The following is a 24,020-nucleotide window of genomic DNA, read 5'->3' as shown; positions in this document are numbered from 1 at the left end:
AAAAAGTAATAGAACTGTGTTATAGTGGCTTAGCAAACGATTGCGTATTTTTTCTTTTGGGACTATCTCAATGAGGAAAAAGAGTTTACACTGTATGTCATTCTTACTCCCGTAAGGGAGTTCGCCTTTAGTGAAGTTAGCTGAGTCAGGAGATGTGAATGTTAAAACGTGAAATGAATATTGCTGATTACGATCCGGAATTATGGAATGCAATGGAAGGTGAAGTGACTCGTCAAGAAGAGCACATCGAATTAATTGCTTCTGAAAACTATACTAGTCCTCGTGTTATGCAGGCGCAGGGATCTCAGCTGACCAACAAATATGCAGAAGGTTATCCAGGTAAACGCTACTACGGCGGTTGTGAATACGTTGATGTTGTTGAACAATTAGCTATTGATCGTGCCAAAGCACTATTTGGTGCTGATTATGCAAACGTACAACCTCACTCTGGATCACAAGCGAATGCGGCTGTGTATATGGCATTACTTAAACCGGGTGATACAGTATTAGGGATGAATTTGGCCCAAGGTGGTCACTTAACTCACGGCTCTCCGGTTAACTTCTCTGGTAAACTCTACAATATCGTTCCTTATGGTATTGATGAAGCCGGTAAAATTGATTACCAAGATATCGCTGAGCAAGCTAAAAAGCATAAACCAAAAATGATCATTGGTGGTTTTTCAGCTTATTCAGGTTTGGTTGATTGGGCTAAAATGCGTGAAATCGCAGATAGCGTAGGGGCTTACTTATTTGTCGATATGGCTCACGTTGCAGGTATGATTGCAGCGGGTGTCTATCCAAACCCAGTACCACATGCTCACGTTGTGACTACAACAACACACAAAACATTAGCGGGTCCTCGTGGTGGTCTTATCCTTGCTAAGGGTGGCGATGAAGAGTTTTATAAGAAATTAAACTCTGCCGTATTCCCTGGCTCTCAAGGTGGTCCTTTAATGCATGTGATCGCGGGTAAAGCCGTTGCATTAAAAGAAGCAATGGAACCTGAGTTTAAAGTTTACCAGCAACAAGTTGCAAAAAATGCGAAAGCAATGGTAGACGTTTTCTTAGCGCGCGGTTATAAAGTAGTATCTGGTGGCACAGAGAACCACCTGTTTTTATTAGACTTAGTTGATAAAGATATTACAGGTAAAGATGCTGATGCTGCACTGGGTCGTGCTAATATCACTGTGAACAAAAATAGTGTGCCAAATGATCCTCGCAGTCCATTTGTTACATCTGGTATTCGTATTGGTTCTCCAGCGATTACACGTCGTGGTTTTAAAGAAGCGGAAGCAAAAGATTTAGCCGGTTGGATGTGTGATGTCCTTGATAATATCAATGATGAAGCGAACATTGAAAAAGTGAAACAAAAAGTCTTGGATATCTGCGCTAAATTTCCAGTTTACGCATAAGTTTGTAACGATATAATAAAACCCGTTATACAAGCCCGCTTCGAGAACATGTTCTTGGCGGGTTTTTTTGCATGTTAAAAATGGGGGGTTGGATGGTTATTCCATCAACACTGTGGCTTGCCTTAGATTATTTTACGTATTTTTTCTCATATGGTATTTTCTTGCCTTTTTGGTCTATCTGGTTAAAGGGCGAGGGGGTTGATCCTGCGATGATAGGCTTACTACTTGGGGTGGGCTTAACCGCTCGTTTTGTAGGAAGCTTGATTTTAACGCCGGCTGTAAAAGATCCATCAAAGCTCATTACTGCATTGCGACTTTTTGCTTTTTTATCTCTCCTATTTACCGTTGCATTTATGTTGGGCACTCATTGGGCTTGGCTCTTTTTGGTAATGACCGGATTTAACGTTTTTTTTGCACCCATGGTGCCTTTGGGAGATTCACTTGCGGGAACATGGCAAAAACAATTTCCTTTAGATTATGGCAAAATTCGGGTTTGGGGATCTATTGCATTTATTATTAGTTCCTCATTATTGGGGATATTGATTGATGCTTTTGGACACCCGATTATTCTTTATGGATTGATTGCCAGCACTCTTGCATTATTCCTTACCTCAATGTTACGTCCGAAAATCATGCCCCAAGGTAAGGTCAAAAAAACGGAACACCATCATGTTTCATTTATGAAACTGATTTCAGATGGCCCAGTCTGGCGTTTTCTATTATGTGTTTCTTTACTACAAGGTGCTCATGCTGCTTATTACGGTTTTAGCGCACTTTATTGGGAAAAAGCAGGCTATGATACAGCAACGATTGGTTATCTTTGGTCCTTAGGCGTAGTTGCTGAAGTGGTTGTCTTTATGTTTAGCCGTCGTTTATTCCGCCGTTGGAGTGCTCGAAACTTATTATTACTTTCAGCATTTGCAGGGCTATTGCGCTGGGGGATGATGGGCAGTTTTACAGCATTACCGGCGCTTATTATTGTACAAATTTTGCATAGTGGCACATTTACCGTATGCCATTTAGCGGCAATGCGTTTTATTACTGCACGTCAAGAGCATGAAATTATTCGTTTACAAGCGGTTTATTCTGCTCTAGCAATGGGGGGAAGTATCGCTATTATGACGATTGTATCGGGATGGTTATATGAAAAACTCCCTAACCAAGAATACCTCATTTTCTGGTTGATGGCGGCATTAACTATTCCTGCAATGTTTATTAGACCGAAAGTACAACCGCAAAATACTTAATCCTTTTATTTCCTATTTTTCATAAATGTCTAAGCCTGTAATACCTTTTGATATTACAGGTTTTTTTCTTTTTATTTTTTAAAGCGCATTTTTTGATCAACCAAACGATTGATCATTTTAAATATTAAAGCTAAATTTAATTCATTCAAATGAATGAATAGAAGAAGGTATTACTATGAAAAGTAAATCAGTGATCCCAGCTAGTTTTTCTTTACAAGAAAGAGACCGACGCTGGCAGTTAGCTAGAGACATTATGAGAGATAACCAATTAGATACATTGATTATTTATGGTGATAGAGAATCGGCAGCACCTGCACCGTTTTGTATTGACCACTATTTTACAAATGACAGATTAGGATCGGTTGTTATTTTTCATGAAGATAAGAAACCATTGATAGTTACTTTTGCACCAATGATGATAGCTGATCATATGCAGGCAAAACTACGTGGTGATTTGCAGTGGATTGATGAAGATAATCTTGTTGTAGGAAAAACAGGGCGTAGTATTGCTCATTTTCTAAAAGAGATGGGAGTACAACAAAATGCACATATTGGTATTATTGGCTTAGAACCTTATCCCCCATTTTATTTTGATGGTGCAATGCCATTTAATACTCTAAATGGTATTAAGGAAGCATTTCCTTATGCAAAATTTAGCAGTGTGTATCGTGATTTCTTTAGACGGGCATCAGTTAAAAGTGAAGAAGAGCTCGCTCATGTAAGATATGCTGCCGCCATTGGTGAAGCAATGAGCGAGGCAATGCGAGTGACTGCAAGGCCTGGTGCAACAGAGGCGGAGCTTGCGGCCGCAATTACTGCCACTTGTTTATCAAGGGGTGGATTTACCGCTGAAATTTTAATGGGATCAGGATCTGAGTATATCGGTTGGGGGCCTCCTGTTTGGCAATATCGCTCACAAGCACCTCGTGAAATTCAAATGGGTGATATTATATTATCAGAGATTTTTGCTTTATATGGAATGTATGAAACGCAACATCAAGCGGCGGTTGCTGTAGGTAAAATTCACGAAAACTTAGAAAAAGCAGCATTAGTTGCACGTGAATGCTATGAAATTGGCGTTGAACATTTAAAAGCAGGGATAACCTTTGGTGAAGTAGTTGATTTAATGGAAAAACCACTATTAGAATCAGGGGGATGGCATGTTCATCCACTTATTCACAGTATTAATCCTTATGGTCCAATCGGCTTTGGCACAGCGCCAGGTATTGAATCATTACCTCTTGCTCATCGTTATAAACAAATTGAGCGATTACCTAATCCAGGGAGAGAATTGGTATTACAAGAAGGTATGACATTTGCTTTTGAGCCTAATTGTGGCTTCGGCCACCACTTATGTAATTTAGGTGGCACTGTTGTGGTTGGCAAAAGCAAAGGGATTGAGTTAAATTCTAACTCAACACAATTAATGCGGGCAGATATATAGTCCTAATAGTAACTAGTTGATTATAATGAAAAACACCAGTAAAACTGCAGTAAGTACAGAACAAACTCAAGAGAAATTAGTGCAAGAAGGTATTAGGCTTTTTGCACTACATGGGATCAGTGGATTGAGAACGCGACAACTTGCGCAAGATGCTGGTGTTAATCAATCAGCAATACCTTACCACTTTGGCGGAAAATTAGGGGTTTATACAGCAGTGATCCGATATATTGCTACAGAATTAGCCTCTGAAATTCAGTTTGACCAATTTGATAATAAGCTTCAGTTTTTATTGAAAGAAAACCGACCTTATAAAAATGAAAAAGTGGCTGAATTAGTTCTATTACTAGTCACAGGTTTAACTCGTGCATTATTATCACCAAAACGCCATTATTACAGTCAGTTGATTCTACGTGAACAGTTAGAACCGACGGAAAATTACGATCTTATTTATAGTAATCTGATTGAGCCTTTTCATCTTCGCCTTTCTCGCTTAGTTGGATTAATGGATACAAAGAGTGATGAAGTAACAATCACTATTCGTGCTCATGCTCTTATTGGTCAGATATTAGGGTTTGTCATTGCAAGAAAAGCTTTTCTATTACGTGTTAATAAGCAAGAGATAACATCACAACTATTAGATAAGATTGCACAAGAAATTAGCCAACTTTCAGTAAATGCCCTTTTAATTGAAAACGCATAGGCAATAAAAAAGACCCCCAGTAATTGGCTGTCCAACTACTGGGGATCATTTTATAAGATAGTTTTTTTATATTTTTTTGTTATTCGTATCAATTAACGTTTTAAAGCATCAGTTAATTCGCTACGAATTTCTGCCAATAATGCTCGGACAACTCGAGGATTACCCGCAACAATATTACCAGTTTGTAGATAGCCGTGATTACCAGTAAAGTCAGATACAATTGCACCCGCTTCACGAGCAATAAGTTCACCTGCTAAGAAATCCCAAGGTTTTAAACCAATTTCAAAGAAGCCATCCACACGACCCGCGGCAACATAAGCTAAATCTAATGCTGCTGAACCTGTGCGACGAAAATCAGCGCATGGTACAAACAGTTTAGTCAGCATATTCATATAAGCTGCTGAATGTTGTTTTGCTTTGAATGGGAAACCAGTTGCTAAAACAGCACCATCTAAATCACGTGCATTAGAGCCACGGAGGCGGTAACCATTTAATTGTGCACCTTGACCACGAACAGCTGAGAAAAGTTCGTTACGCATAGGATCATAAACCACAGCAACTTCTGTGCGACCTTTGATACGTACAGCGATAGAAACAGAAAAATGTGGTAGGCGTTTAATAAAGTTAGTGGTGCCATCAAGTGGATCTATAACCCATTGGATATCGTGATCTTCACCGAGTAACTCGCCACTTTCTTCCGTAATAATGGTGTGTTTTGGATAAGATTTACGAATGATTTCAATGATTGCCTGTTCCGCTTCGCGATCAACATTAGTGACAAAATCATTGCTACCTTTCTGGCTCGTTTCTACAGATTCAGGATTTTCGTAATTTTTGGCGATTAAATTACCAGCCTTACGTGCAGCACGTATGGCAATATTCAGCATCGGATGCATGGTTATCTTCCACAAGATGTTAAAGAACGGGGATAAAAAACGAGGCGAAGTATAACAGGCGTTCGCGTTTTTGGCTACATTTGTGATAAAATAGATGGATCATAAAACAATTAGTTAGAAATCAATGTTAGAAAATATTCGCATTATCCTTGTCGAAACTTCACATACAGGCAATATGGGCTCGACAGCTCGTGCTATGAAAACCATGGGATTAACGAATCTTTATTTTGTTAATCCTAAAGAAAAACCCGACTCTCACTCTATAGCCTTATCAGCAGGGGCAAGCGATGTTATTGGCAATGCCCATATTGTTGAGACTATTGATGATGCCATTGAAGGCTGTGGGTTAGTGATTGGAACAAGTGCGCGTAATCGTACGCTCTCTTGGCCAATGCTAGCACCTCGTGAATGTGGTGAACGTTGCGTAAAAGAGGCAGCAAATAAGCCCGTTGCGGTGATCTTTGGCCGTGAACGCACAGGCTTAACTAATGAAGAATTACAAAAATGTGATTACCACCTCTATATTCCTACCAACCCTGAATATGGCTCTTTAAACTTAGCGATGGCGGTGCAACTTGTTTGTTATGAAATTCGCATGGCTGCACTTGCTCAACAGGAAAAACAAGAGGAAAATGCTTCATCAGAGATTGATTATCCACCCGCTGAAGATATTGAACGCTTTTATGTTCACTTAGAGCAGGTACTTAATGAGTCTGGTTTTATTCGTCCTAAACATCCAGGACAAGTGATGAGTCGTTTACGCCGCTTGTTTACGCGCGCACGTCCAGAAACACAAGAGCTTCATATCTTACGTGGTATTTTAACATCCGTTGAAAAATGGGCTAAGAAATAAAGGATTAAGTTGATTAACATGCGTCATTGTTGCTGAGCTTAATACCTGACTAAAACACTCAGATAAATAGTTGACTAAATTACTCAGGAATGACACAATTTGACTATTGTTCACCACGGAGTATTTGTTATGAGACTGACATCAAAAGGGCGTTATGCAGTTACTGCTATGCTTGATGTTGCATTGCATTCGCAGCAAGGCCCTGTCCCCCTCGCTGATATTTCTGAGCGTCAAGGGATTTCCCTTTCTTACCTTGAGCAGCTTTTTTCACGTTTACGTAAAAATGAATTAGTCGCAAGTGTGCGTGGCCCGGGTGGTGGTTATTTACTCGGTCGTGAAGCGGGGCAAATTTTTGTTGCTCAAGTCATTTCAGCAGTTGATGAATCTGTTGATGCTACCCGTTGTCAGGGTAATAAAGAAGGATGTCAAGGTGGCGATCGTTGCCTGACTCATACTTTGTGGCGTGATTTAAGTGATCGTATTACCAGTTTCCTTAGCAGCATTAGCCTTGAAGAGTTAGTTAATAACGAAGAGGTTATGGATGTCGCTGATCGTCAAGACAATGAAAAACGTCATGCTATCAATGGTCGTTTACAAGAAACCATTGTTAATATGCGAGTTTAACGGCGATCTCTAGGCAAACAAAACAAAATTATTAAAGAAGATCTGTCGTCTTTGGAGTTAGTGAGCAATGAAATTACCCATTTATCTAGATTATTCAGCAACCACACCCGTTGATCCTCGAGTTGCTGAAAAAATGATGCAATGCCTGACTATTGACGGCATTTTTGGTAACCCAGCCTCTCGTTCGCACCGTTTTGGATGGCAAGCTGAAGAAGCGATCGATATCGCTCGTAATCAGATTGCTGATCTTATTGGTGCTGATCCTCGTGAAATTGTTTTCACCTCAGGGGCAACTGAAGCAGATAACTTGGCACTAAAAGGTGTTGCAAACTTTTATCAGAAAAAAGGTAAGCACATCATCACATCAAAAACTGAGCATAAAGCGATTTTAGATACTTGTCGTCAGCTTGAGCGTGAAGGTTTTGAAGTGACCTACTTAGCACCAAAAAGCGATGGCTTAATTGATTTGAAAGAACTCGAAGCCGCTATGCGTGATGACACTATTTTAGTTTCTATCATGCACGTGAATAATGAAATTGGTGTGGTGCAAGATATTGCTGCTATTGGTGAGTTATGCCGTAGCAAAGGCATTATTTACCACGTTGACGCAACGCAAAGCGTCGGTAAATTACCAATCGATCTCTCCAAATTAAAAGTCGATTTACTTTCTCTTTCTGCACATAAAGTTTACGGACCTATGGGTATTGGTGCGCTTTATGTTCGCCGTAAACCACGCATTCGCTTAGAGGCACAAATGCATGGTGGTGGGCATGAGCGTGGTATGCGTTCAGGTACATTAGCCGTTCACCAAATTGTGGGTATGGGTGAAGCTTACCGTATATTGAAAGAAGAAATGGCTGATGAAACTAAACGTTTAAATGAATTACGTTTACGTTTATGGAATGGCATCAAAGATATTGAAGAAGTGTATATCAATGGTTCTTTAGAACATACAGCGCCAAATATTCTTAATGTCAGCTTCAACTATGTTGAAGGTGAATCATTAATGATGGCACTGAAAGATCTTGCTGTATCTTCAGGTTCAGCCTGTACATCAGCAAGTTTAGAGCCTTCTTATGTACTACGTGCTTTAGGATTAACCGATGAATTAGCACATAGTTCTATTCGTTTCTCTTTAGGTCGTTTCACCACTGAAGAAGAAATCGATTATGCAATTGAACAAATTCACAGTGCAATTGGTCGCTTACGTGATCTTTCTCCACTTTGGGAAATGCATAAACAAGGCGTTGATATCAACAGTATCGAATGGTCTCACCATTAATCAGACGTTTTCAGGAGTTAAATCATGGCTTATAGCGATAAAGTAATTGATCATTATGAAAATCCTCGTAATGTGGGTTCATTTGATAACAACGACCCTACAGTGGGGAGCGGTATGGTAGGCGCACCAGCTTGTGGTGACGTCATGAAGCTACAAATCAAAGTTGATGATAACGGTGTAATTGAAGATGCACGTTTTAAAACTTATGGTTGTGGCTCAGCGATTGCATCAAGCTCTTTGGTTACCGAATGGATGAAAGGTAAAACCTTAGATGAAGCAGAAGCGATTAAAAATACCGCAATTGCTGAAGAGTTAGAATTACCACCAGTGAAAATTCACTGTTCAATTCTGGCTGAAGATGCAATAAAAGCCGCGATTGCAGACTATAAAAGCAAACGCCAAGGCAAATAATTGCCTGTTATAATAAAAAAATAAAATATTGGCGGATGCTGAAGGTTATGTTTCAGTGTCCGCTTTCGTTCTTTATGAGTGAGGTGTGCCATGTCAATTTCCCTTACAGAAGCCGCTGCTAACCGTGTTCGCTCTTTTCTTGCTAATCGTGGCAAAGGCGAAGGTTTGCGTTTAGGCGTAAGAACATCAGGCTGTTCTGGGATGGCTTATGTTCTTGAGTTTGCTGATGTCATCAATGACGAAGATACCGTTTTTGAAGATAAAGGTGTGAAAGTTATTATTGACGGTAAAAGCATGGTCTATTTAGATGGAACAGAGCTTGATTTCGTTAAAGAAGGATTAAACGAGGGCTTTAAGTTTAACAACCCAAACGTGGCTAACGAATGTGGTTGTGGAGAAAGCTTTACCGTGTAATCAATATTTATACATGGTATTAATATCAATTAATCCAAGAGCAGAAGTATGGACTATTTCACCCTATTAGGCATGCCTAATCGTTTTGATATTGATAAACAACAGCTTGCTTCTCGTTATCAAGAGATGCAACGTCAATATCACCCCGATCGTTTTGCGGGTAAATCTGACAAAGAGCAAGTACAAGCAATTTCGTTTGCTTCGACTATCAATCAGGCTTATCAAACCTTAAAAAATCCACTTTCAAGAGCTGAATATATGCTCTCTTTACAGGGCATCGATATTGCTAATGAGCAACAAACGATGCACGATACGGCTTTTCTTATGGAGCAGCTTACGCTTCGTGAAGAGCTGGATGATATAGAGCATAGTACTGATGCTGAAAATTTACTGGCTGATTTTTCTGCGCGCTTAGAGAAAATGTACACTGTACGCTATGATGAAATGGTGAAAACACTGGACAGTCAGACTTGGGACATTGCCGCAGACAATGTGAGAAAATTACGTTTTCTCGCGAAATTAAAAGAGCAAGTCGAGCATCTTGAAGAACGCTTGTTTGATGGTTTTTAAGGAAAATTGTTATGTCATTATTACAAATTAGCGAGCCAGGACAAACACCTGCGCCACATCAGCGTCGATTAGCTGCGGGTATTGACTTAGGAACAACACACTCACTTGTTGCCACTGTACGTAGTGGGCAAGCCGAAGCGCTTTCTGATAGTGAAGGTCGCTATTTATTGCCATCTGTTGTGCAGTATCAAGTTGATAATATTAATGTTGGCTGGCAGGCGAAACAAGAAGCTGAAAAAGATCCCGCCAATACCATCAGCTCAATAAAACGAATGCTGGGGCGCTCGCTAAATGATATAACCAGTCGTTATCCTAACCTCCCTTACCATTTTCATGACAATGATAGTGGACTGCCATTAATTAAAACACCTGCTGGCATTGTCGATCCTATTCAAGTTTCTGCGGATATTTTAAAAGCCTTAGCAGAGCGTGCAATACAATCATTAGGTGGTGAACTTGATGGTGTGGTTGTCACTGTACCTGCTTATTTTGATGATGCACAGCGTCAAGGCACTAAAGAAGCAGCACGTCGTGCAGGTTTACATGTATTACGTTTATTAAATGAACCTACTGCTGCCGCGATTGCTTATGGATTAGATTCCGGAAAAGAAGGCACTATTGTCGTTTACGACTTAGGGGGCGGAACTTTTGATATCTCTGTCTTACGTTTAACTAAAGGGGTGTTTGAAGTCTTAGCAACTGGTGGTGATACTGCGTTAGGCGGTGATGACTTTGATATGATGTTAGCCGACTGGATCAGAGAGCGTGCGGGATTTGGCTATCAAAATGATGTTATTTTACAACGTCAATTACTTGATATTGCCTCAGAAACTAAAATCGCTTTAAGTGATAATGATGTGGCTGATATCAATATCAATGGTTGGAAAGGGGAAATTACCCGCGCTGAATTTGAATCATTAATTCAACCTTTAGTTAAACGTACGTTGTTATCCGTTCGTCGAGCATTAAAAGATGCTGATGTTGACGTGGATGAAGTGCTCGAAGTGGTTATGGTGGGCGGATCAACTCGCGTGCCTCTGGTGCGCCAAATGGTAGGCGATTATTTTAAACGTGAACCATTAACTTCGATTGACCCTGATAAAGTTGTTGCTATTGGTGCCTCTATTCAAGCAGATATTCTGGTAGGTAATAAACCTGATAGCGAAATGCTCTTGTTGGATGTTATTCCGCTTTCATTAGGTTTAGAAACCATGGGCGGGCTGGTTGAAAAAGTGATCCCACGAAATACCACTATCCCTGTTGCGAGAGCACAAGAATTTACCACTTTTAAAGATGGTCAAACTGCCATGAGTGTTCATGTGGTACAGGGTGAACGTGAAATGGTGAGTGATTGTCGCTCATTAGCCCGTTTTACTTTGCGGGGTATTCCACCAATGGCGGCGGGGGGAGCACATATACGTGTTACCTTCCAAGTGGATGCTGATGGTTTATTAAGCGTTAGTGCGATGGAAAAATCCACTGGTGTTGAAGCCTCAGTACAGGTAAAACCTTCTTATGGTCTTAGTGATACAGAAATCGCTAATATGATCCAATCTTCAATGGAAAATGCCAAAGAAGATTTACAAGCTCGTCGTCTTGCCGAGCAAAAAGTCGAAGCCGCTCGCGTGTTAGAAAGTTTAACCGCAGCATTACAAGAAGATGCTCATCTCTTAACGGAAGATGAGAAAACGGCTATCGATAATGTTGTAGATACTTTAATAGAAAGCGTTGAGGGAACAGATCCTGTTGCCATTGAAAACGCCATTAAACAACTGGATAAGCAAACTCAGGAATTTGCTGCGCGTCGTATGGATACTTCCATTCGTCAAGCGTTGGCAGGTCATTCTGTGGATGAGATATAACTATGCCTAAAATTGTATTTTTACCCCATAGCACACTTTGCCCGGAAGGTGCTGTTGTTGATGCCACTGAAGGTGAGTCTATTCTTGATGTTGCATTACGTAATGGCATTGAGATTGAACATGCGTGTGAAATGTCGTGTGCGTGTACCACTTGTCACTGTATCGTTCGTGAAGGTTTTGACTCTCTTGATGAGAGTTCAGAACTGGAAGACGATATGTTAGATAAAGCGTGGGGATTAGAGCCAGAAAGTCGTTTAAGTTGCCAAGCGAAGGTAACTGATGAAGATTTAGTCGTTGAAATACCTAAATATTCTATCAACCATGCGAGAGAACACTGATTTTAGGAGTTTAAAATGAAATGGAGTGATACACGTGAAATAGGGGAAGCGCTTTATGATCTCTACCCCGATACAGATCCAAAAACCGTTCGTTTTACCGATATGCATCAGTGGATTTGCCAATTAGACGATTTTGATGATGATCCACAAAAATCGAATGAAAAAATTCTTGAAGCAATTTTATTAGTTTGGCTTGATGAATTTGAATAATCGAGTAAATGATTAATGCGAAAGACTGGTTAATTGCCAGTCTTTTTGTTTTTATTGCTCAGTATGATTTAACTTTAAAAGAGGAATAAATACCCCAAAAGACTGAGTAACCAGCGTTTGTTTATGGGATATTGCTCGTAAAGTAACATGCAATTAGCTAAAAGGCTTTAATGAGAATAGTCGTGACTGATTTTTTGCAGTAAATTGATCACGCTAAAAGGTAAATATCTGGTAGTCTGAATAGGTTAACTGCCATCAGTAATAATAAGTGAGATAATAAATGAATAAACAAATTATGCCTATCATGCTGTCTAATGAACCTGCAGCAGCATGTTGGGGAGAAAAAGCACTAATTAGCACTAACGAAACTGGCATGACCGTTCACTTAACGGAAGAAAACCGCTTAGGGGCCATTCAGCGTGGTGGGCGCAAAATTGATGGTCAAGGTATTCGTAATGTTGCTCTAGTTGGTGACGGCTGGGATTTAGAACGTAGTTGGGCGTTTTGGTTAGGTTTTAGAGCACCTAAAGGCGCACGTTCAATCGAATGGCCACAATTAAGTGAAGCGGACAAAAAAGAATTAGAGTCGCGTATCCGCATTGTTGATTGGGTGCGTGACACAATAAATACCCCAGCAGAAGAGTTAGGGCCTGAACAACTGGCTCAGCGTACTGTTGATCTGTTCTGTGGTTTAGATAAAGAAGATATCAGCTATAAAATCACCAAAGGGGCTGATCTGAGAGATCAGAACTATGCGGGAATTTATACCGTAGGTCGAGGCTCTTCACGTGATCCCGTCTATTTAGCATTAGATTTTAATCCAACTAAAGATGCTGAAGCCCCTATCTTTGCCTGTCTTGTTGGTAAAGGGATCACCTTTGATTCAGGCGGATATAGCATCAAACCTTCTTCTTCCATGAATTCTATGAAAGCGGATATGGGCGGTGCTGCAACCTTAGCAGGTGCTTTGGCTTTAGCTATTACACGAGGTTTAAATAAACGCGTAAAACTATTGCTCTGTATTGCTGATAATATGGTTAGCGGTAATGCCTTTAAGTTAGGAGACATTATCCGTTATCGTAATGGTAAATCCGTTGAAATCATGAATACGGATGCAGAAGGTCGTTTAGTTTTAGCAGATGGTTTAATTGATGCTAGCAACTTTGCCCCTGAATTGATTATCGATGCGGCAACATTGACTGGTGCAGCTAAAGTGGCCGTAGGTAATGATTATCACTCTGTATTAAGTTTTGATGATAAATTAGCGAATGAATTATTAGCAAGTGCAGATCAAGAAAATGAACTGTTCTGGCGCTTACCATTAGCTGATTTCCATCGTAGCCAGTTACCATCAAGTTTTGCTGATCTCAATAATATTGCCGCACCTTCACATACCGCAGGCGCAAGTACAGCAGCCGCTTTCCTTTCTCACTTTGTGAAAGATTATAAAAAAGGCTGGGTACATATCGACTGTTCAGCAACTTACAGAAAATCATCTGTAGAGCAATGGGCTGCTGGGGCAACAGGATATGGTGTTCGTTCTATCGCTAATTTATTATTAACAAAAGCAAAATAATAAACATTATGTGATTTGGAGTTTGTAATGGATGTATCTGAACAATTTGAAGTACAAGAAATTGTTGCTGTTGAAGGTTCTTCTCTACAACTGAGTGTGCTTGAGCCACAGCCTGAAAAATTAACACAAGCATTGAGCGAATTTTTTGGTCAACATAAGCCTATTCGTCGTGCATTTATTGTTAATGCTTTGGAGCAAGGTGATGATGAGTCATTTTATTTGATTGGGCTAGAAATCACTGGAGAAGAAAATATTATTGCTCAGATACTCCCACAAGCTGCTGAAGCCGCTTTTGAGCATCTAGAAGAAGGACAATCTCTGGATTTCTGTTTTGTGAATAAAGATGAGCAAGGTGTAAGTCATTTTATGACTCACCATGTAACCCCTTTTTATCAACGCAAATTAGGGGGCTTTCTTCGTAAGGGTATTCCAATCGTTAATTTGAATACCTAACCTAATTTTTTGCAGTTTAGGCGATATCTCATCAGATATCGCTTTTTTTTACCCTATAATAAGAAAATGATTAAAATAGCAAATGGTTTGCATTTATATGTAACTCTTTGTTTTACTATTACTTTGCTTAAAAACGCACAAACAAATAATTAGTAAAGCCTAAATAAGGCTGTAGTATTAGATAATTAATTTACTTAATACGTTGTATATTATTATAGCCTGCATAAAACATCATATAATTCAGGGGTTGAATTAAAGGAAATGGATATGAATCGAGATCAATTTAGACAGTACACGGAAAAAAGAGGGTACCGTTGGTGTACACTTGCAGTGGTACTGGCTTCAGCATTAGCTTTAACAGGCTGTGATGATAACAAAACAGAAGATGAGCAATCTTCGGCGAGTGATAACTCACAACCAACACAAGTTGCGGAACAAAAAAGCACATCGCAACAAACGACGACACAGCTTGGTGATAAAACCGCAGTTACAACCAAAACGAATAATCAAACTGCATTAACTAGCCAAGAAGTGCGCAATGAACTTGCTCGTCGTTATGCAGGTAAAGAGGTGACTGTACTAGATGCCTCTGAATTACAACGCGATGGCGCAAGTACGATGGTAGTGACTTTTTCAGTACCACTCGATCCTGATCAGAAATTTGATGATGTTATCCGTCTTGTTGATACTAAAAAAGGTAAATTAGAGGGGGCTTGGGAGCTATCTGATAATCTGATGGAGTTACGGTTCCGCCATTTGCCACCTTCAACAGAGTTAAACCTGACTATTGATGCTCAAATTAAAGGAATTAACGAACGTAAATTAGTAGAGCCATTTAGCCAAAAATTTACTACAGAAGAGATTTTTCCATCGGTCGGCTTTACCAGTAAAGGCTCATTATTACCGTTAGAAGCAACGGAAGGTTTGCCAATTAGCGCATTAAATGTCGAACAAGTCGATGTTAACTTTTTTCGAGTTAAAGATGATCGGTTAACACAATTTTTAACTCAATGGGAAAGTCGCTCTAATATTAACTATTGGGAATCAGACGATTTTCTGTCACAAGCGGATTTGGTGTATAGCGGGCGCTTTGAACTTGATACAGAAAAAAACACCCGTGAAAATGTCTTATTACCACTCAAATCTATTGAAGCCCTAAAAAAAGAGGGTGTCTATATCGCCGTAATGCAGCAGGCAGGTAAATACTCCTATACCATGCCGGCAACGGTATTTACTTTTAGTGATATCGGTTTATCAGTACATAGCTACCTTAATACGCTAGATATTTTTACTCAATCCCTGAAAAATGGCACAGCATTAGACAATATTGAAATTCGTCTTTTAGATGAAAAAGGTAATTTAATATCTAAAACAAAAACTGATAATCAAGGGCATGCCACATTAGAAAAGAGTGATAAAGCACGTTTATTACTCGCTATTCGTAATGGGCAAACCAGTATGATTGATTTGCGTAAACCAGCCCTTGATTTATCCGAATTTGATATCGGCGGGCCACAAGGTTATAGCAAACAATTTTTTGTCTTTGGTCCACGCGATCTGTACCGCCCCGGCGAAACCTTAATCGTTAATGGTTTATTGCGAGATGGTGATGGAAACCCGATTAAAGAGCAACCTGTTAAAGTTGACTTATTAAAAACGGATGGTCAGGTTTCCCGTAGTTTTGTTTGGCAACCTGAAAATGGTTTTTATCAGTTGAAACTGATGATCCCTGAAAATGAGAGTACAGGTATTCGGAAATTACGTTTTGATTTAGGCGATGGCACTCCACGCTTCTACCAATTCCAAGTTGAAGATTTTATGCCTGAGCGTATGGCATTAGAGATCACCGGTAAAAAAGGCATTTTACTCAGTGGTAATAATGCTTATTTTGATATTAAAGGTCGTTATCTTTATGGTGCACCGGCAGCAGATAATCGCTTGCAAGGGCAGGTATTCTTAAAAGCTTCGCGAGAAGCAGTCAGTCAACTGCCGGGTTATGAATTTGGTGCCGTAAAAGATGAAAATTTAAGTCGTTTATTAGATGAATTTGAACTTACTCTTGATACGGATGGTGAAGGGGCATTAACGGTTGATAAAGACCGTTATGCTGAAGTGAAATCACCGATTAATATTATCTTACAAGCAAGCTTACTTGAAGCCGGAGGGCGTCCTGTTACTCGCCGTTATCAACAAGCGGTATGGCCAGCGACACATCTTGCGGGAATTCGCCCTGTTTTTGCTAAAAAAGAGGTGTATGACTACCGTAATGATAAATATAAATCAGGCTATAGTGTTGATGAAAACTCAATGGCGGAGTTTGAAATCGTTTATACCGATCAAGAGGGTAAAAAATTACCTGCAGATGACCTAAAAGTAAGATTTATTTACGAACGTTATGATTATTATTGGCGTTGGTCTAATTCAAATGGTTGGGAGTCTGGCTACAATCAAAAAGATCTGCAAATGGATGAGCAGACTATCAAAATAGCTAAAGATGGTACCGCAAAAGTGGCTTTCCCTGTTGAATGGGGCTCTTATCGTATAGAAGTGGTCGATCCTAAAACAGAACTTGTCAGTAGCTTACGTTTTTGGGCGGGCTATTCTTGGATGGATAATACAGGCGGAACCGGGGCAGTAAGACCTGATCAAGTTAAATTAAAATTAGATAAAGAGAGTTACTTACCGGGTGAAAAAGTCAAACTCAATATTGCAGCCCCTCATCCTGGCAAAGGTTATGTGTTATTAGAATCGAGTGATGGGCCACTATGGTGGCAAGAGATTGATGTACCTGAAAAAGGGCTTGATGTTGAAGTACCTATTAATAAAGAGTGGGCAAGACACGATTTATATTTGACTTCGGTGGTGGTAAGACCGGGGGATACATCCAAACAAGCGACGGTAAAACGTGCAGTAGGTATTTTGCATTTACCACTACAAGATAACAATCGCCGTATAGATATTGCACTGGATGCACCTGAAAAAATTCGTCCAAATCAAGATCTAAAAATTCGGATTAAAGCTAAGCCCGTTGCAGGCCAGCCATTGCCGGAAAACATCAATGTATTAGTGTCTGCAGTTGATACAGGTGTCTTAAATATTACCGACTATAAAACGCCTGATCCGTACGAAGCTTTCTTTGGTCGTAAGCGTTATAGCGTTGATCAATACGATGTTTATGGTCAGTTAATTGAAGGAGAAGGGCGTTTAGCCAACCTACGTTTTGGTGGTGATGGAAGCGAAGAAAGTGCATTATCTCGTGGTGGTAAAAAACCATTAACAGATGTGCAAATCATTGCTCAACAAGCAACACCTGTAAAATTAAATGCACAAGGTGAAGGTGAGGTTTCTTTACCTATACCTGAGTTTAATGGTGAAGTCCGCCTTATGGCTCAAGCATGGACTGCGGATAAATTTGGTAGCCAAGAAGGTAAAGTTGTTGTTGCCGCGCCATTAGTTACTCAACTCTCATTACCACGCTTTATGGCTGGGGGAGATGATGCGTTACTGTCATTAGATTTAACTAACTTAACGGATGCACCACAATCTATTACGTTAAATTATACGGCATCAGGATTAGTTGATTTAGCGGGTGTCGACAGTAAAACTGTTTCATTATCGAAAGGTGAACGAACTCAAGTTCAAATCCCTATTACGGCAAAACATGGATTTGGCCAAGGAGAATTTTCCCTGTCTATTTATGGTATTAAAGTACCTAATGAAGAGATAAAACCTTATCAAAATACTTGGAAAATAGGTGTACGCCCTGCGTATCCTGCTGAGACAATACATTACGCCAATACATTAGCAGATGGTGAGTCTTGGCGCCTACCAAACGAAGCATTAAATCAATTTAATCGCTCAACGCTTGAGGGGGAATTATTACTTACTAGCCGCCCTCCGTTACAGGTAGCGCGTTATGTTAGAGAGTTATTTGCATATCCTTATGGATGTCTTGAGCAAACTGTTAGTGGATTATATCCATCCTTGTATTCAACAGAGAAAGAGTTGAAACAATTGGGGATCAAAACACAAACAGATATGCAAAGAAAAGAAGCCATAGAAAAAGGGATTGCTCATATCTTAACAATGCAAAAATCCGAAGGAGGATTTGCCTTGTGGGCTCAAGGTGGGCGTGAAGAGTTTTGGTTAACGGCGTATGCAACAGATTTCTTATTTAGAGCGTCTCAACAAGGTTATGAAGTTCCTACTGAGGCATTAAAACGGGCAAATGATCGTCTACTACGTTATTTACAAGATAAAAATATTGTTAATGAAGAGTATGTGGTTAACCAAGATGCGGCTCGATTCTCAGCAAGAGCATATGCGGCTTTAGTTCTGGCTAATCAGCAAAAAGCCCCTTTGGGAGAATTGCGCCGTTTATATCTAGAACGTAATCAAGCGGGTAGTGGTTTAGCGCTTGTGCAGTTAGGTGTTGCTTTGAAATTGATGGGAGATAACTCTCGTGCTGAAAGCCTAATTGCTGAAGGTGTCACCATGCCACGTAAATATAATTACGGTTTAGGTGATTACGGCAGTACTATTCGTGACCAAGCGTTGATTATTGCGCTACTCAGTGAAAACAATTTGGAAACTCAAACTCGTGATGCCAGTGTTATTACATTATCTGATAACTTAACAGGGCGTGAATGGTTCTCTACACAGGAGAGTAACTCACTATACCTTGCTGGTCGTTTCTTTATTGATATGGCAGAGAAGCCTTGGGAAGTAACCATTAATCGTCAAGTGCCAGCAATGAGTAGTGATCGCGCAGTTAATGAAGCATTGACAGCAACACAATTGCAAGAAGGTTTAGAACTAAACAACCAAGGTGGTACAACCATTTACTCTCGAATGAATGTTGTCGGATATCCAAAAGTTGCCCCAGCGCCTTATAGCAATGTATTGAAGATCAATCGTAGTTATTACGATCTAAAAGGCAATCGAGTCGATCCTAATCGCTTACAAAGTGGTGAAATGCTGGTGGTAAAATTAGAGGTTTCAGCTAATAGAGATGTACCTGATGCCTTAGTGGTTGATCTATTACCAGCGGGGCTTGAAATTGAAAATCAAAACTTAGCATCAAGTAGCGCAAGCTTAAGCGATAGCGCTGCTGATTTGCAGGAGTTTATTGATGATATGGGACAAGCCAATATTAAACATCTTGAATATCGTGATGATCGTTTTGTTGCCGCAATAGCGGTTGATAAATATCGTCCTACGACATTACTTTACTTAGCAAGAGCGGTAACTCCGGGGAGTTATCAAGTACCGCCTCCGCAAGTTGAGTCAATGTATGTGCCTTATTGGCGTGCCGTAGGGGCAACAAAAAATAAAATTGATGTTGTGCCTTAAGCTAGACAGCCCTTTCTTCGGAAAGGGCTTTTTCCTTTGAGTGATTGAATGAAACTAGGATATAAGCGGTTAATCGCCGCGAGCGTTATTTTTCTATTAGTAACACCATTATTGCTATGGATAGCAGATAAGATCTGGCCACTGCCAGATCCCGAGCCTCAAATCGCCACCATAGTAACGGCTGAAGATGGAACACCACTTTGGCGTTTTGCTGATAAAGAAGGAATATGGCGTTATCACGTTACCCTTTCTGATGTTTCCCCTGAATATTTGCAGGCGTTGATAGCTTATGAAGATCGCTGGTTTTATCAGCACCCCGGTGTTAATCCTATAGCTATTTTACGTGCCGCATGGCAAGACTTAAGCTCGGGAAAAATTGTTTCTGGAGGCAGTACGCTTTCAATGCAAGTTGCGCGTTTGATTGACCCCCACTCACGGACTTTAGGGGGAAAATTAAAACAATTATGGCGGACATTACAGCTTGAATGGTATTACTCGAAAGATGAGATTTTAGAAATTTATCTTAACCGTGCACCTTTTGGTGGCACTTTAGAAGGGATTGGCGCTGCAAGTTGGGCCTATTTAGGTAAATCTCCCGCTGATTTATCAGCAGGTGAAGCAACATTAATGGCGGTATTACCTCAAGCACCCAGTCGTTTAAGGCCAGACCGGTATCCAGAGCGTGCTCAAGCTGCACGGGATAAAGTATTAGATAGATTAGCGGAATATCAAATTTGGCCCAAAGAGAAAGTGGCTGAAATAAAGCAAGAGCAAGTGCTACTTGCACCAAGACAAACGCCACAACTCGCGCCGTTATTGGCTCGGCGTATGTATAACGAGCAAAAAGCGCCGGTGATCACAACCACGATTGATATTAATCTTCAGCGACAACTAGAAGAGCTAGCCAAACAGTGGAAATATCAGCTAGCCGATAAAACTTCTCTGGCAATACTTGTGGTCGATCACACGGATATGAGTGTTAAAGGCTATGTTGGATCGGCGGACTTTAATGATAATCAACGCTTTGGGCATGTTGATATGATAAGTGCATGGCGTTCGCCGGGATCAACCTTAAAGCCTTTTATTTATGGTCTTGCTTTGGATGAAGGATTGATCCATGCAGAATCACTATTACAAGATGTTCCGCGCCGTTTTGAAGATTACCGTCCTGGTAATTTTGATACTGGATTTAACGGTGCCGTGAGTGCCAGTGAAGCCCTTAGTCGTTCATTAAATTTACCTGCCGTTCAATTAATAGAAGCTTATGGCGCAAAAAAATTTGCAGCTAAGTTGCGACATAATCACCTTGAAATGCGTTTTCCTTATGGCTCTGAACCTAATTTAGCGCTTATTTTAGGAGGAACAGCAACACGAATGGATCAATTAGTGGCGACTTTTAGTGCGCTTGCAAGGCATGGAAAAACAGCGCCGTTACGTTTTACGCCAGAGCAAACCATCAATGAACGTATGTTAATGTCACCCGGTGCTGCGTGGATCATTCGGCGAATTTTAGCGGGAGAGGCACGGCCTCGTCCTGATAGTGCTATTTCAGCGGTTGTTCCTTTGGCTTGGAAAACAGGCACAAGTTATGGTTATCGTGATGCATGGTCGATAGGCGTTAATGCGCGTTATACCATTGGTGTTTGGGTGGGGAGACCTGATGGCACACCTGTTGCGGGGCAGTTTGGATTTGCAACCGCTGTACCGATAATGAATCAAGTTAATAATTTATTGACGAGTTATTTTTATCAAAATAAACAGCGGCCTCCTGTTGATCCTAGGCCAAATAGTGTCTCAGCCGCAGCTATTTGTTGGCCAACGGGAAAAGCTTTGCCTAAAGAAGATAGTAACTGTCGAGTCAGCCGACGAAGCTGGATCCTTGATAATACTATTCCCCCAACACTATTGAATGAAAGCCAAGAGGGCATTTTAGGCATCAATGAAAAAGTATGGATAGATAAAGAAGGAAAACGTACAGGGCCTAATTGTCCTGGTGCTCAATTAAAGGATATTGCTTTATGGCCGATAGCATTAGATGCTTGGTTGCCTGAAAAAGAGCGTAGAGCAAAACGATTACCACCAATTTCATTAACATGTCCACCGATTAAAGAAGATATGATCCCCTTGTATATCTCTGGGATAAGAAAAGGGGATTTATTGCGTCCATTGCCTGGTGAAACTCAGCTTGAAATAACGGTTTCTACACAAGGGGGAAGTGGTATGCAGTGGTGGTTTTTAAATGGTGAACAAATCGGTAAAACTGAAAATGGGGCAACGTTCTCTTATTTATTAGAAAAACGTGGCAAATACCAACTTTCGGTGCTTGATCTTAGCGGTCAAACGGATATGGTGAATTTTAGTTTTCGTTAAATAAGTGCAGAGTTTAATCAAATGAAGGTAAAAAATGTGATTAAATCGATAAATTATAACTTTTTTGCCACAGTTTTTTAAAAAAAAGCGGGATTTCATCTGTGCAATTTATTGTTATCCCCCTATAATCAATCCCTTATTTTTGCAGGGGATACGGTTTTGAGCTGTTTTTCCATGATCTGCGATAAAAACAGGCAACATAAGTTGTTATTAATACAATATTTTGAGGTAATACATGGCTATTCAGCGCACTTTTTCTATTATCAAACCAAACGCAGTGAAAAAAAATGTTATTGGTGCAATCTATAACCGCTTTGAAAGTGCGGGTTTCAGCATCGTAGCAGCCAAAATGTTGCATTTAACTCGTGAACAAGCAGAAGGTTTTTATGAAGAGCATAAAGGCCGTCCTTTCTTTGATGGTTTAGTTGAGTTTATGACTTCTGGCCCTATCATGGTACAAGTATTAGAAGGCGAAAATGCTATCCAACGTCATCGTGACTTAATGGGTGCAACTAATCCTGATAACGCTTTAGCGGGTACTTTACGTGCTGATTACGCGGATAGCTTTACAGAAAATGCAGTGCATGGTTCAGATTCAGAAGCTTCAGCTGCGCGTGAAATTGCTTATTTCTTTACTGAAAACGAAATTTGCCCACGCTAATTTATTAGCATCTGTATACGAAAAAATGTACAATGCGACGCCCTGTTAATCTTTAATGGGGCGTCTTTTTATTAATTAATAAGTATCCCGTTAATAGATTTTATTAACGTAGGCCGCATAGTGTAACAACGAGGCAATGTCATGACCCAATCTACCACTCCAGCGCCAAGCGCTTCTGTCGCTGTTTCTAAAGAAAATACTGTGAATCAAAAAACAAAAATCAATCTGTTAGATTTAAATCGTAAACAGATGCGTGAGCTTTTTGTCTCTATGGGCGAAAAGCCTTTCCGCGCTGATCAAATCATGAAATGGATATACCATTATTGCTATGATGATTTTGATCAGATGACAGATATCAATAAAGTGCTGCGTGCGAAGTTAAAAGAGATTGCCGAAATCAAGGCACCTGAAGTATCTGAAGAACAACGCTCTGCGGATGGCACTATTAAGTGGGCGATTAAAGTAGGCTCTCAACAAGTTGAAACAGTCTATATTCCTGAAGATGATCGTGCGACGTTATGTGTTTCGTCACAAGTGGGTTGCGCGTTAGAGTGTAAATTCTGTTCAACGGCACAACAAGGTTTTAACCGTAACCTTAAAGTTTCTGAAATTATTGGCCAAGTGTGGCGTGCTGCTAAAATTATTGGTGCTTTAAAAGAGACAGGCCGTCGTCCAATCACTAATGTTGTTATGATGGGAATGGGTGAACCATTACTTAACCTTAACAATGTTATTCCTGCTCTTGAAATTATGATGGATGACTTTGGCTTTGGTTTATCTAAACGTCGAGTCACCGTGTCTACATCCGGTGTCGTACCTGCATTAGATAAATTAGCTGATGCGGTTGATGTTGCTTTAGCGATTTCATTGCATGCACCAACAGATGATATTCGTGATGAAATTGTTCCTATTAACAAGAAATATAATATTGAAATGTTTCTTGATGGCGTGCGTCGTTATATTGCTAAATCTAATGCAAACCAAGGTCGAGTTACTGTTGAGTATGTCATGCTTGATCATATTAATGACAGCACTGAACAAGCACATCAATTAGCAGAGTGCTTAAAAGATACACCTTGTAAAATCAACTTAATTCCATGGAACCCGTTCCCAGGCGCACCTTATGGACGTAGTTCTAATAGTCGCATTGATCGTTTCTCTAAAGTGTTAATGGAATATGGTTTCACCACTATTGTACGTAAAACTCGTGGTGATGATATTGACGCTGCCTGTGGTCAACTTGCTGGTGATGTGATTGACCGAACTAAGCGTACTCTGAAAAAACGTCTGCAAGGTGAACCAATTTCAGTAAAAGCAGTCTGATAGAGGTGGATAACTCTCGCTT

20 protein-coding genes are annotated in these 24,020 nt (G+C 40.2%); 19 read left to right on the top strand and 1 reads right to left on the bottom strand.

The genetic code is table 11. The annotated features are described in order from the left end of the window. The first annotated feature begins 158 nt into the window (after window positions 1-158). From glyA to AACQ49_RS09335, 4 genes are all read left to right on the top strand, one after another. Entirely contained in the window at window positions 159-1,412 is a 1,254-nt protein-coding gene (glyA, locus tag AACQ49_RS09350; protein WP_004243862.1) for a serine hydroxymethyltransferase, read from the top strand. Between the two features lie 71 nt (window positions 1,413-1,483). Continuing rightward, window positions 1,484-2,659 (top strand): 3-phenylpropionate MFS transporter, encoded by a 1,176-nt coding sequence (locus tag AACQ49_RS09345; RefSeq protein WP_004243859.1) that lies wholly within the window; start codon window positions 1,484-1,486, stop codon window positions 2,657-2,659. 175 nt (window positions 2,660-2,834) lie between these two features. Beyond that, window positions 2,835-4,103, top strand: a complete 1,269-nt coding sequence (locus tag AACQ49_RS09340) for a M24 family metallopeptidase (protein ID WP_155289950.1) — start codon at window positions 2,835-2,837, stop codon at window positions 4,101-4,103. Between the two features lie 25 nt (window positions 4,104-4,128). Beyond that, window positions 4,129-4,803 (top strand): CerR family C-terminal domain-containing protein, encoded by a 675-nt coding sequence (locus tag AACQ49_RS09335; protein WP_049221201.1) that lies wholly within the window; start codon window positions 4,129-4,131, stop codon window positions 4,801-4,803. A gap of 92 nt (window positions 4,804-4,895) precedes the next feature. Here AACQ49_RS09335 and suhB read toward each other — a convergent pair whose 3' ends face one another. Continuing rightward, entirely contained in the window at window positions 4,896-5,699 is an 804-nt protein-coding gene (gene suhB / locus AACQ49_RS09330) for an inositol-1-monophosphatase (RefSeq protein ID WP_004243855.1), read from the bottom strand. Window positions 5,700-5,823: 124 nt separating this feature from the next. On the opposite strand from suhB, the gene trmJ reads away from it, so the two are divergent. The 15 genes from trmJ (at window position 5,824) to AACQ49_RS09255 (ending at window position 23,998) form a co-directional block, all read left to right on the top strand. Next, window positions 5,824-6,552, top strand: coding sequence for a tRNA (cytosine(32)/uridine(32)-2'-O)-methyltransferase TrmJ (trmJ, locus tag AACQ49_RS09325; protein ID WP_012368128.1), 729 nt, complete (start codon window positions 5,824-5,826; stop codon window positions 6,550-6,552). A gap of 129 nt (window positions 6,553-6,681) precedes the next feature. Continuing rightward, on the top strand, window positions 6,682-7,176 hold the full coding sequence (gene iscR / locus AACQ49_RS09320) for a Fe-S cluster assembly transcriptional regulator IscR (RefSeq protein WP_004248437.1): 495 nt from the start codon (window positions 6,682-6,684) through the stop codon (window positions 7,174-7,176). 67 nt (window positions 7,177-7,243) lie between these two features. After that, the gene (locus AACQ49_RS09315) at window positions 7,244-8,458 is read left to right on the top strand and encodes an IscS subfamily cysteine desulfurase (RefSeq protein ID WP_004243849.1); all 1,215 of its coding nucleotides are present in this window, start codon (window positions 7,244-7,246) and stop codon (window positions 8,456-8,458) included. A 24-nt stretch (window positions 8,459-8,482) separates the two neighbouring features. After that, window positions 8,483-8,869, top strand: coding sequence for a Fe-S cluster assembly scaffold IscU (gene iscU, locus AACQ49_RS09310; protein WP_004243847.1), 387 nt, complete (start codon window positions 8,483-8,485; stop codon window positions 8,867-8,869). Between the two features lie 90 nt (window positions 8,870-8,959). Next, window positions 8,960-9,283, top strand: coding sequence for an iron-sulfur cluster assembly protein IscA (gene iscA / locus AACQ49_RS09305; RefSeq protein WP_004243846.1), 324 nt, complete (start codon window positions 8,960-8,962; stop codon window positions 9,281-9,283). Between the two features lie 48 nt (window positions 9,284-9,331). Further along, complete coding sequence (hscB, locus tag AACQ49_RS09300) at window positions 9,332-9,853, top strand: co-chaperone HscB (RefSeq protein ID WP_004243844.1); 522 nt, start codon at window positions 9,332-9,334, stop codon at window positions 9,851-9,853. Between the two features lie 11 nt (window positions 9,854-9,864). Continuing rightward, on the top strand, window positions 9,865-11,715 hold the full coding sequence (gene hscA / locus AACQ49_RS09295; protein ID WP_004243843.1) for a Fe-S protein assembly chaperone HscA: 1,851 nt from the start codon (window positions 9,865-9,867) through the stop codon (window positions 11,713-11,715). A gap of 2 nt (window positions 11,716-11,717) precedes the next feature. Next, window positions 11,718-12,053 (top strand): ISC system 2Fe-2S type ferredoxin, encoded by a 336-nt coding sequence (gene fdx, locus AACQ49_RS09290; protein WP_036895310.1) that lies wholly within the window; start codon window positions 11,718-11,720, stop codon window positions 12,051-12,053. A gap of 15 nt (window positions 12,054-12,068) precedes the next feature. Next, window positions 12,069-12,263, top strand: a complete 195-nt coding sequence (iscX, locus tag AACQ49_RS09285) for a Fe-S cluster assembly protein IscX (protein WP_004243841.1) — start codon at window positions 12,069-12,071, stop codon at window positions 12,261-12,263. 280 nt (window positions 12,264-12,543) lie between these two features. Beyond that, window positions 12,544-13,839, top strand: coding sequence for an aminopeptidase PepB (gene pepB, locus AACQ49_RS09280; RefSeq protein ID WP_004243837.1), 1,296 nt, complete (start codon window positions 12,544-12,546; stop codon window positions 13,837-13,839). Window positions 13,840-13,866: 27 nt separating this feature from the next. After that, entirely contained in the window at window positions 13,867-14,292 is a 426-nt protein-coding gene (locus AACQ49_RS09275; RefSeq protein WP_004248435.1) for an enhanced serine sensitivity protein SseB C-terminal domain-containing protein, read from the top strand. A gap of 267 nt (window positions 14,293-14,559) precedes the next feature. Continuing rightward, window positions 14,560-19,644 (top strand): alpha-2-macroglobulin family protein, encoded by a 5,085-nt coding sequence (locus AACQ49_RS09270; protein ID WP_445260521.1) that lies wholly within the window; start codon window positions 14,560-14,562, stop codon window positions 19,642-19,644. Between the two features lie 48 nt (window positions 19,645-19,692). After that, on the top strand, window positions 19,693-22,014 hold the full coding sequence (pbpC, locus tag AACQ49_RS09265; RefSeq protein ID WP_004250636.1) for a peptidoglycan glycosyltransferase PbpC: 2,322 nt from the start codon (window positions 19,693-19,695) through the stop codon (window positions 22,012-22,014). Window positions 22,015-22,249: 235 nt separating this feature from the next. After that, entirely contained in the window at window positions 22,250-22,675 is a 426-nt protein-coding gene (gene ndk / locus AACQ49_RS09260) for a nucleoside-diphosphate kinase (RefSeq protein WP_004243827.1), read from the top strand. Window positions 22,676-22,816: 141 nt separating this feature from the next. Beyond that, a complete protein-coding gene (locus tag AACQ49_RS09255; protein ID WP_004243825.1) occupies window positions 22,817-23,998 on the top strand; it encodes a bifunctional tRNA (adenosine(37)-C2)-methyltransferase TrmG/ribosomal RNA large subunit methyltransferase RlmN in 1,182 nt (393 codons plus the stop codon). Window positions 23,999-24,020: the final 22 nt, after the last annotated feature.

Source organism: Proteus sp. G2675 (assembly GCF_963886535.1).
Taxonomy (GTDB): Bacteria; Pseudomonadota; Gammaproteobacteria; order Enterobacterales; family Enterobacteriaceae; genus Proteus; species Proteus mirabilis.
This window is presented reverse-complemented; position numbering and strand designations above follow the sequence as displayed.

Coding starts and splice junctions, on each gene's coding strand:
- glyA (WP_004243862.1), top strand. CDS start 159: ATGTTAAAACGTGAAATGAATATTGCTGATTACGATCCGGAATTATGG.
- AACQ49_RS09345 (WP_004243859.1), top strand. CDS start 1,484: ATGTTAAAAATGGGGGGTTGGATGGTTATTCCATCAACACTGTGGCTT.
- AACQ49_RS09340 (WP_155289950.1), top strand. CDS start 2,835: ATGAAAAGTAAATCAGTGATCCCAGCTAGTTTTTCTTTACAAGAAAGA.
- AACQ49_RS09335 (WP_049221201.1), top strand. CDS start 4,129: ATGAAAAACACCAGTAAAACTGCAGTAAGTACAGAACAAACTCAAGAG.
- suhB (WP_004243855.1), bottom strand. CDS start 5,699: ATGCATCCGATGCTGAATATTGCCATACGTGCTGCACGTAAGGCTGGT.
- trmJ (WP_012368128.1), top strand. CDS start 5,824: ATGTTAGAAAATATTCGCATTATCCTTGTCGAAACTTCACATACAGGC.
- iscR (WP_004248437.1), top strand. CDS start 6,682: ATGAGACTGACATCAAAAGGGCGTTATGCAGTTACTGCTATGCTTGAT.
- AACQ49_RS09315 (WP_004243849.1), top strand. CDS start 7,244: ATGAAATTACCCATTTATCTAGATTATTCAGCAACCACACCCGTTGAT.
- iscU (WP_004243847.1), top strand. CDS start 8,483: ATGGCTTATAGCGATAAAGTAATTGATCATTATGAAAATCCTCGTAAT.
- iscA (WP_004243846.1), top strand. CDS start 8,960: ATGTCAATTTCCCTTACAGAAGCCGCTGCTAACCGTGTTCGCTCTTTT.
- hscB (WP_004243844.1), top strand. CDS start 9,332: ATGGACTATTTCACCCTATTAGGCATGCCTAATCGTTTTGATATTGAT.
- hscA (WP_004243843.1), top strand. CDS start 9,865: ATGTCATTATTACAAATTAGCGAGCCAGGACAAACACCTGCGCCACAT.
- fdx (WP_036895310.1), top strand. CDS start 11,718: ATGCCTAAAATTGTATTTTTACCCCATAGCACACTTTGCCCGGAAGGT.
- iscX (WP_004243841.1), top strand. CDS start 12,069: ATGAAATGGAGTGATACACGTGAAATAGGGGAAGCGCTTTATGATCTC.
- pepB (WP_004243837.1), top strand. CDS start 12,544: ATGAATAAACAAATTATGCCTATCATGCTGTCTAATGAACCTGCAGCA.
- AACQ49_RS09275 (WP_004248435.1), top strand. CDS start 13,867: ATGGATGTATCTGAACAATTTGAAGTACAAGAAATTGTTGCTGTTGAA.
- AACQ49_RS09270 (WP_445260521.1), top strand. CDS start 14,560: ATGAATCGAGATCAATTTAGACAGTACACGGAAAAAAGAGGGTACCGT.
- pbpC (WP_004250636.1), top strand. CDS start 19,693: ATGAAACTAGGATATAAGCGGTTAATCGCCGCGAGCGTTATTTTTCTA.
- ndk (WP_004243827.1), top strand. CDS start 22,250: ATGGCTATTCAGCGCACTTTTTCTATTATCAAACCAAACGCAGTGAAA.
- AACQ49_RS09255 (WP_004243825.1), top strand. CDS start 22,817: ATGACCCAATCTACCACTCCAGCGCCAAGCGCTTCTGTCGCTGTTTCT.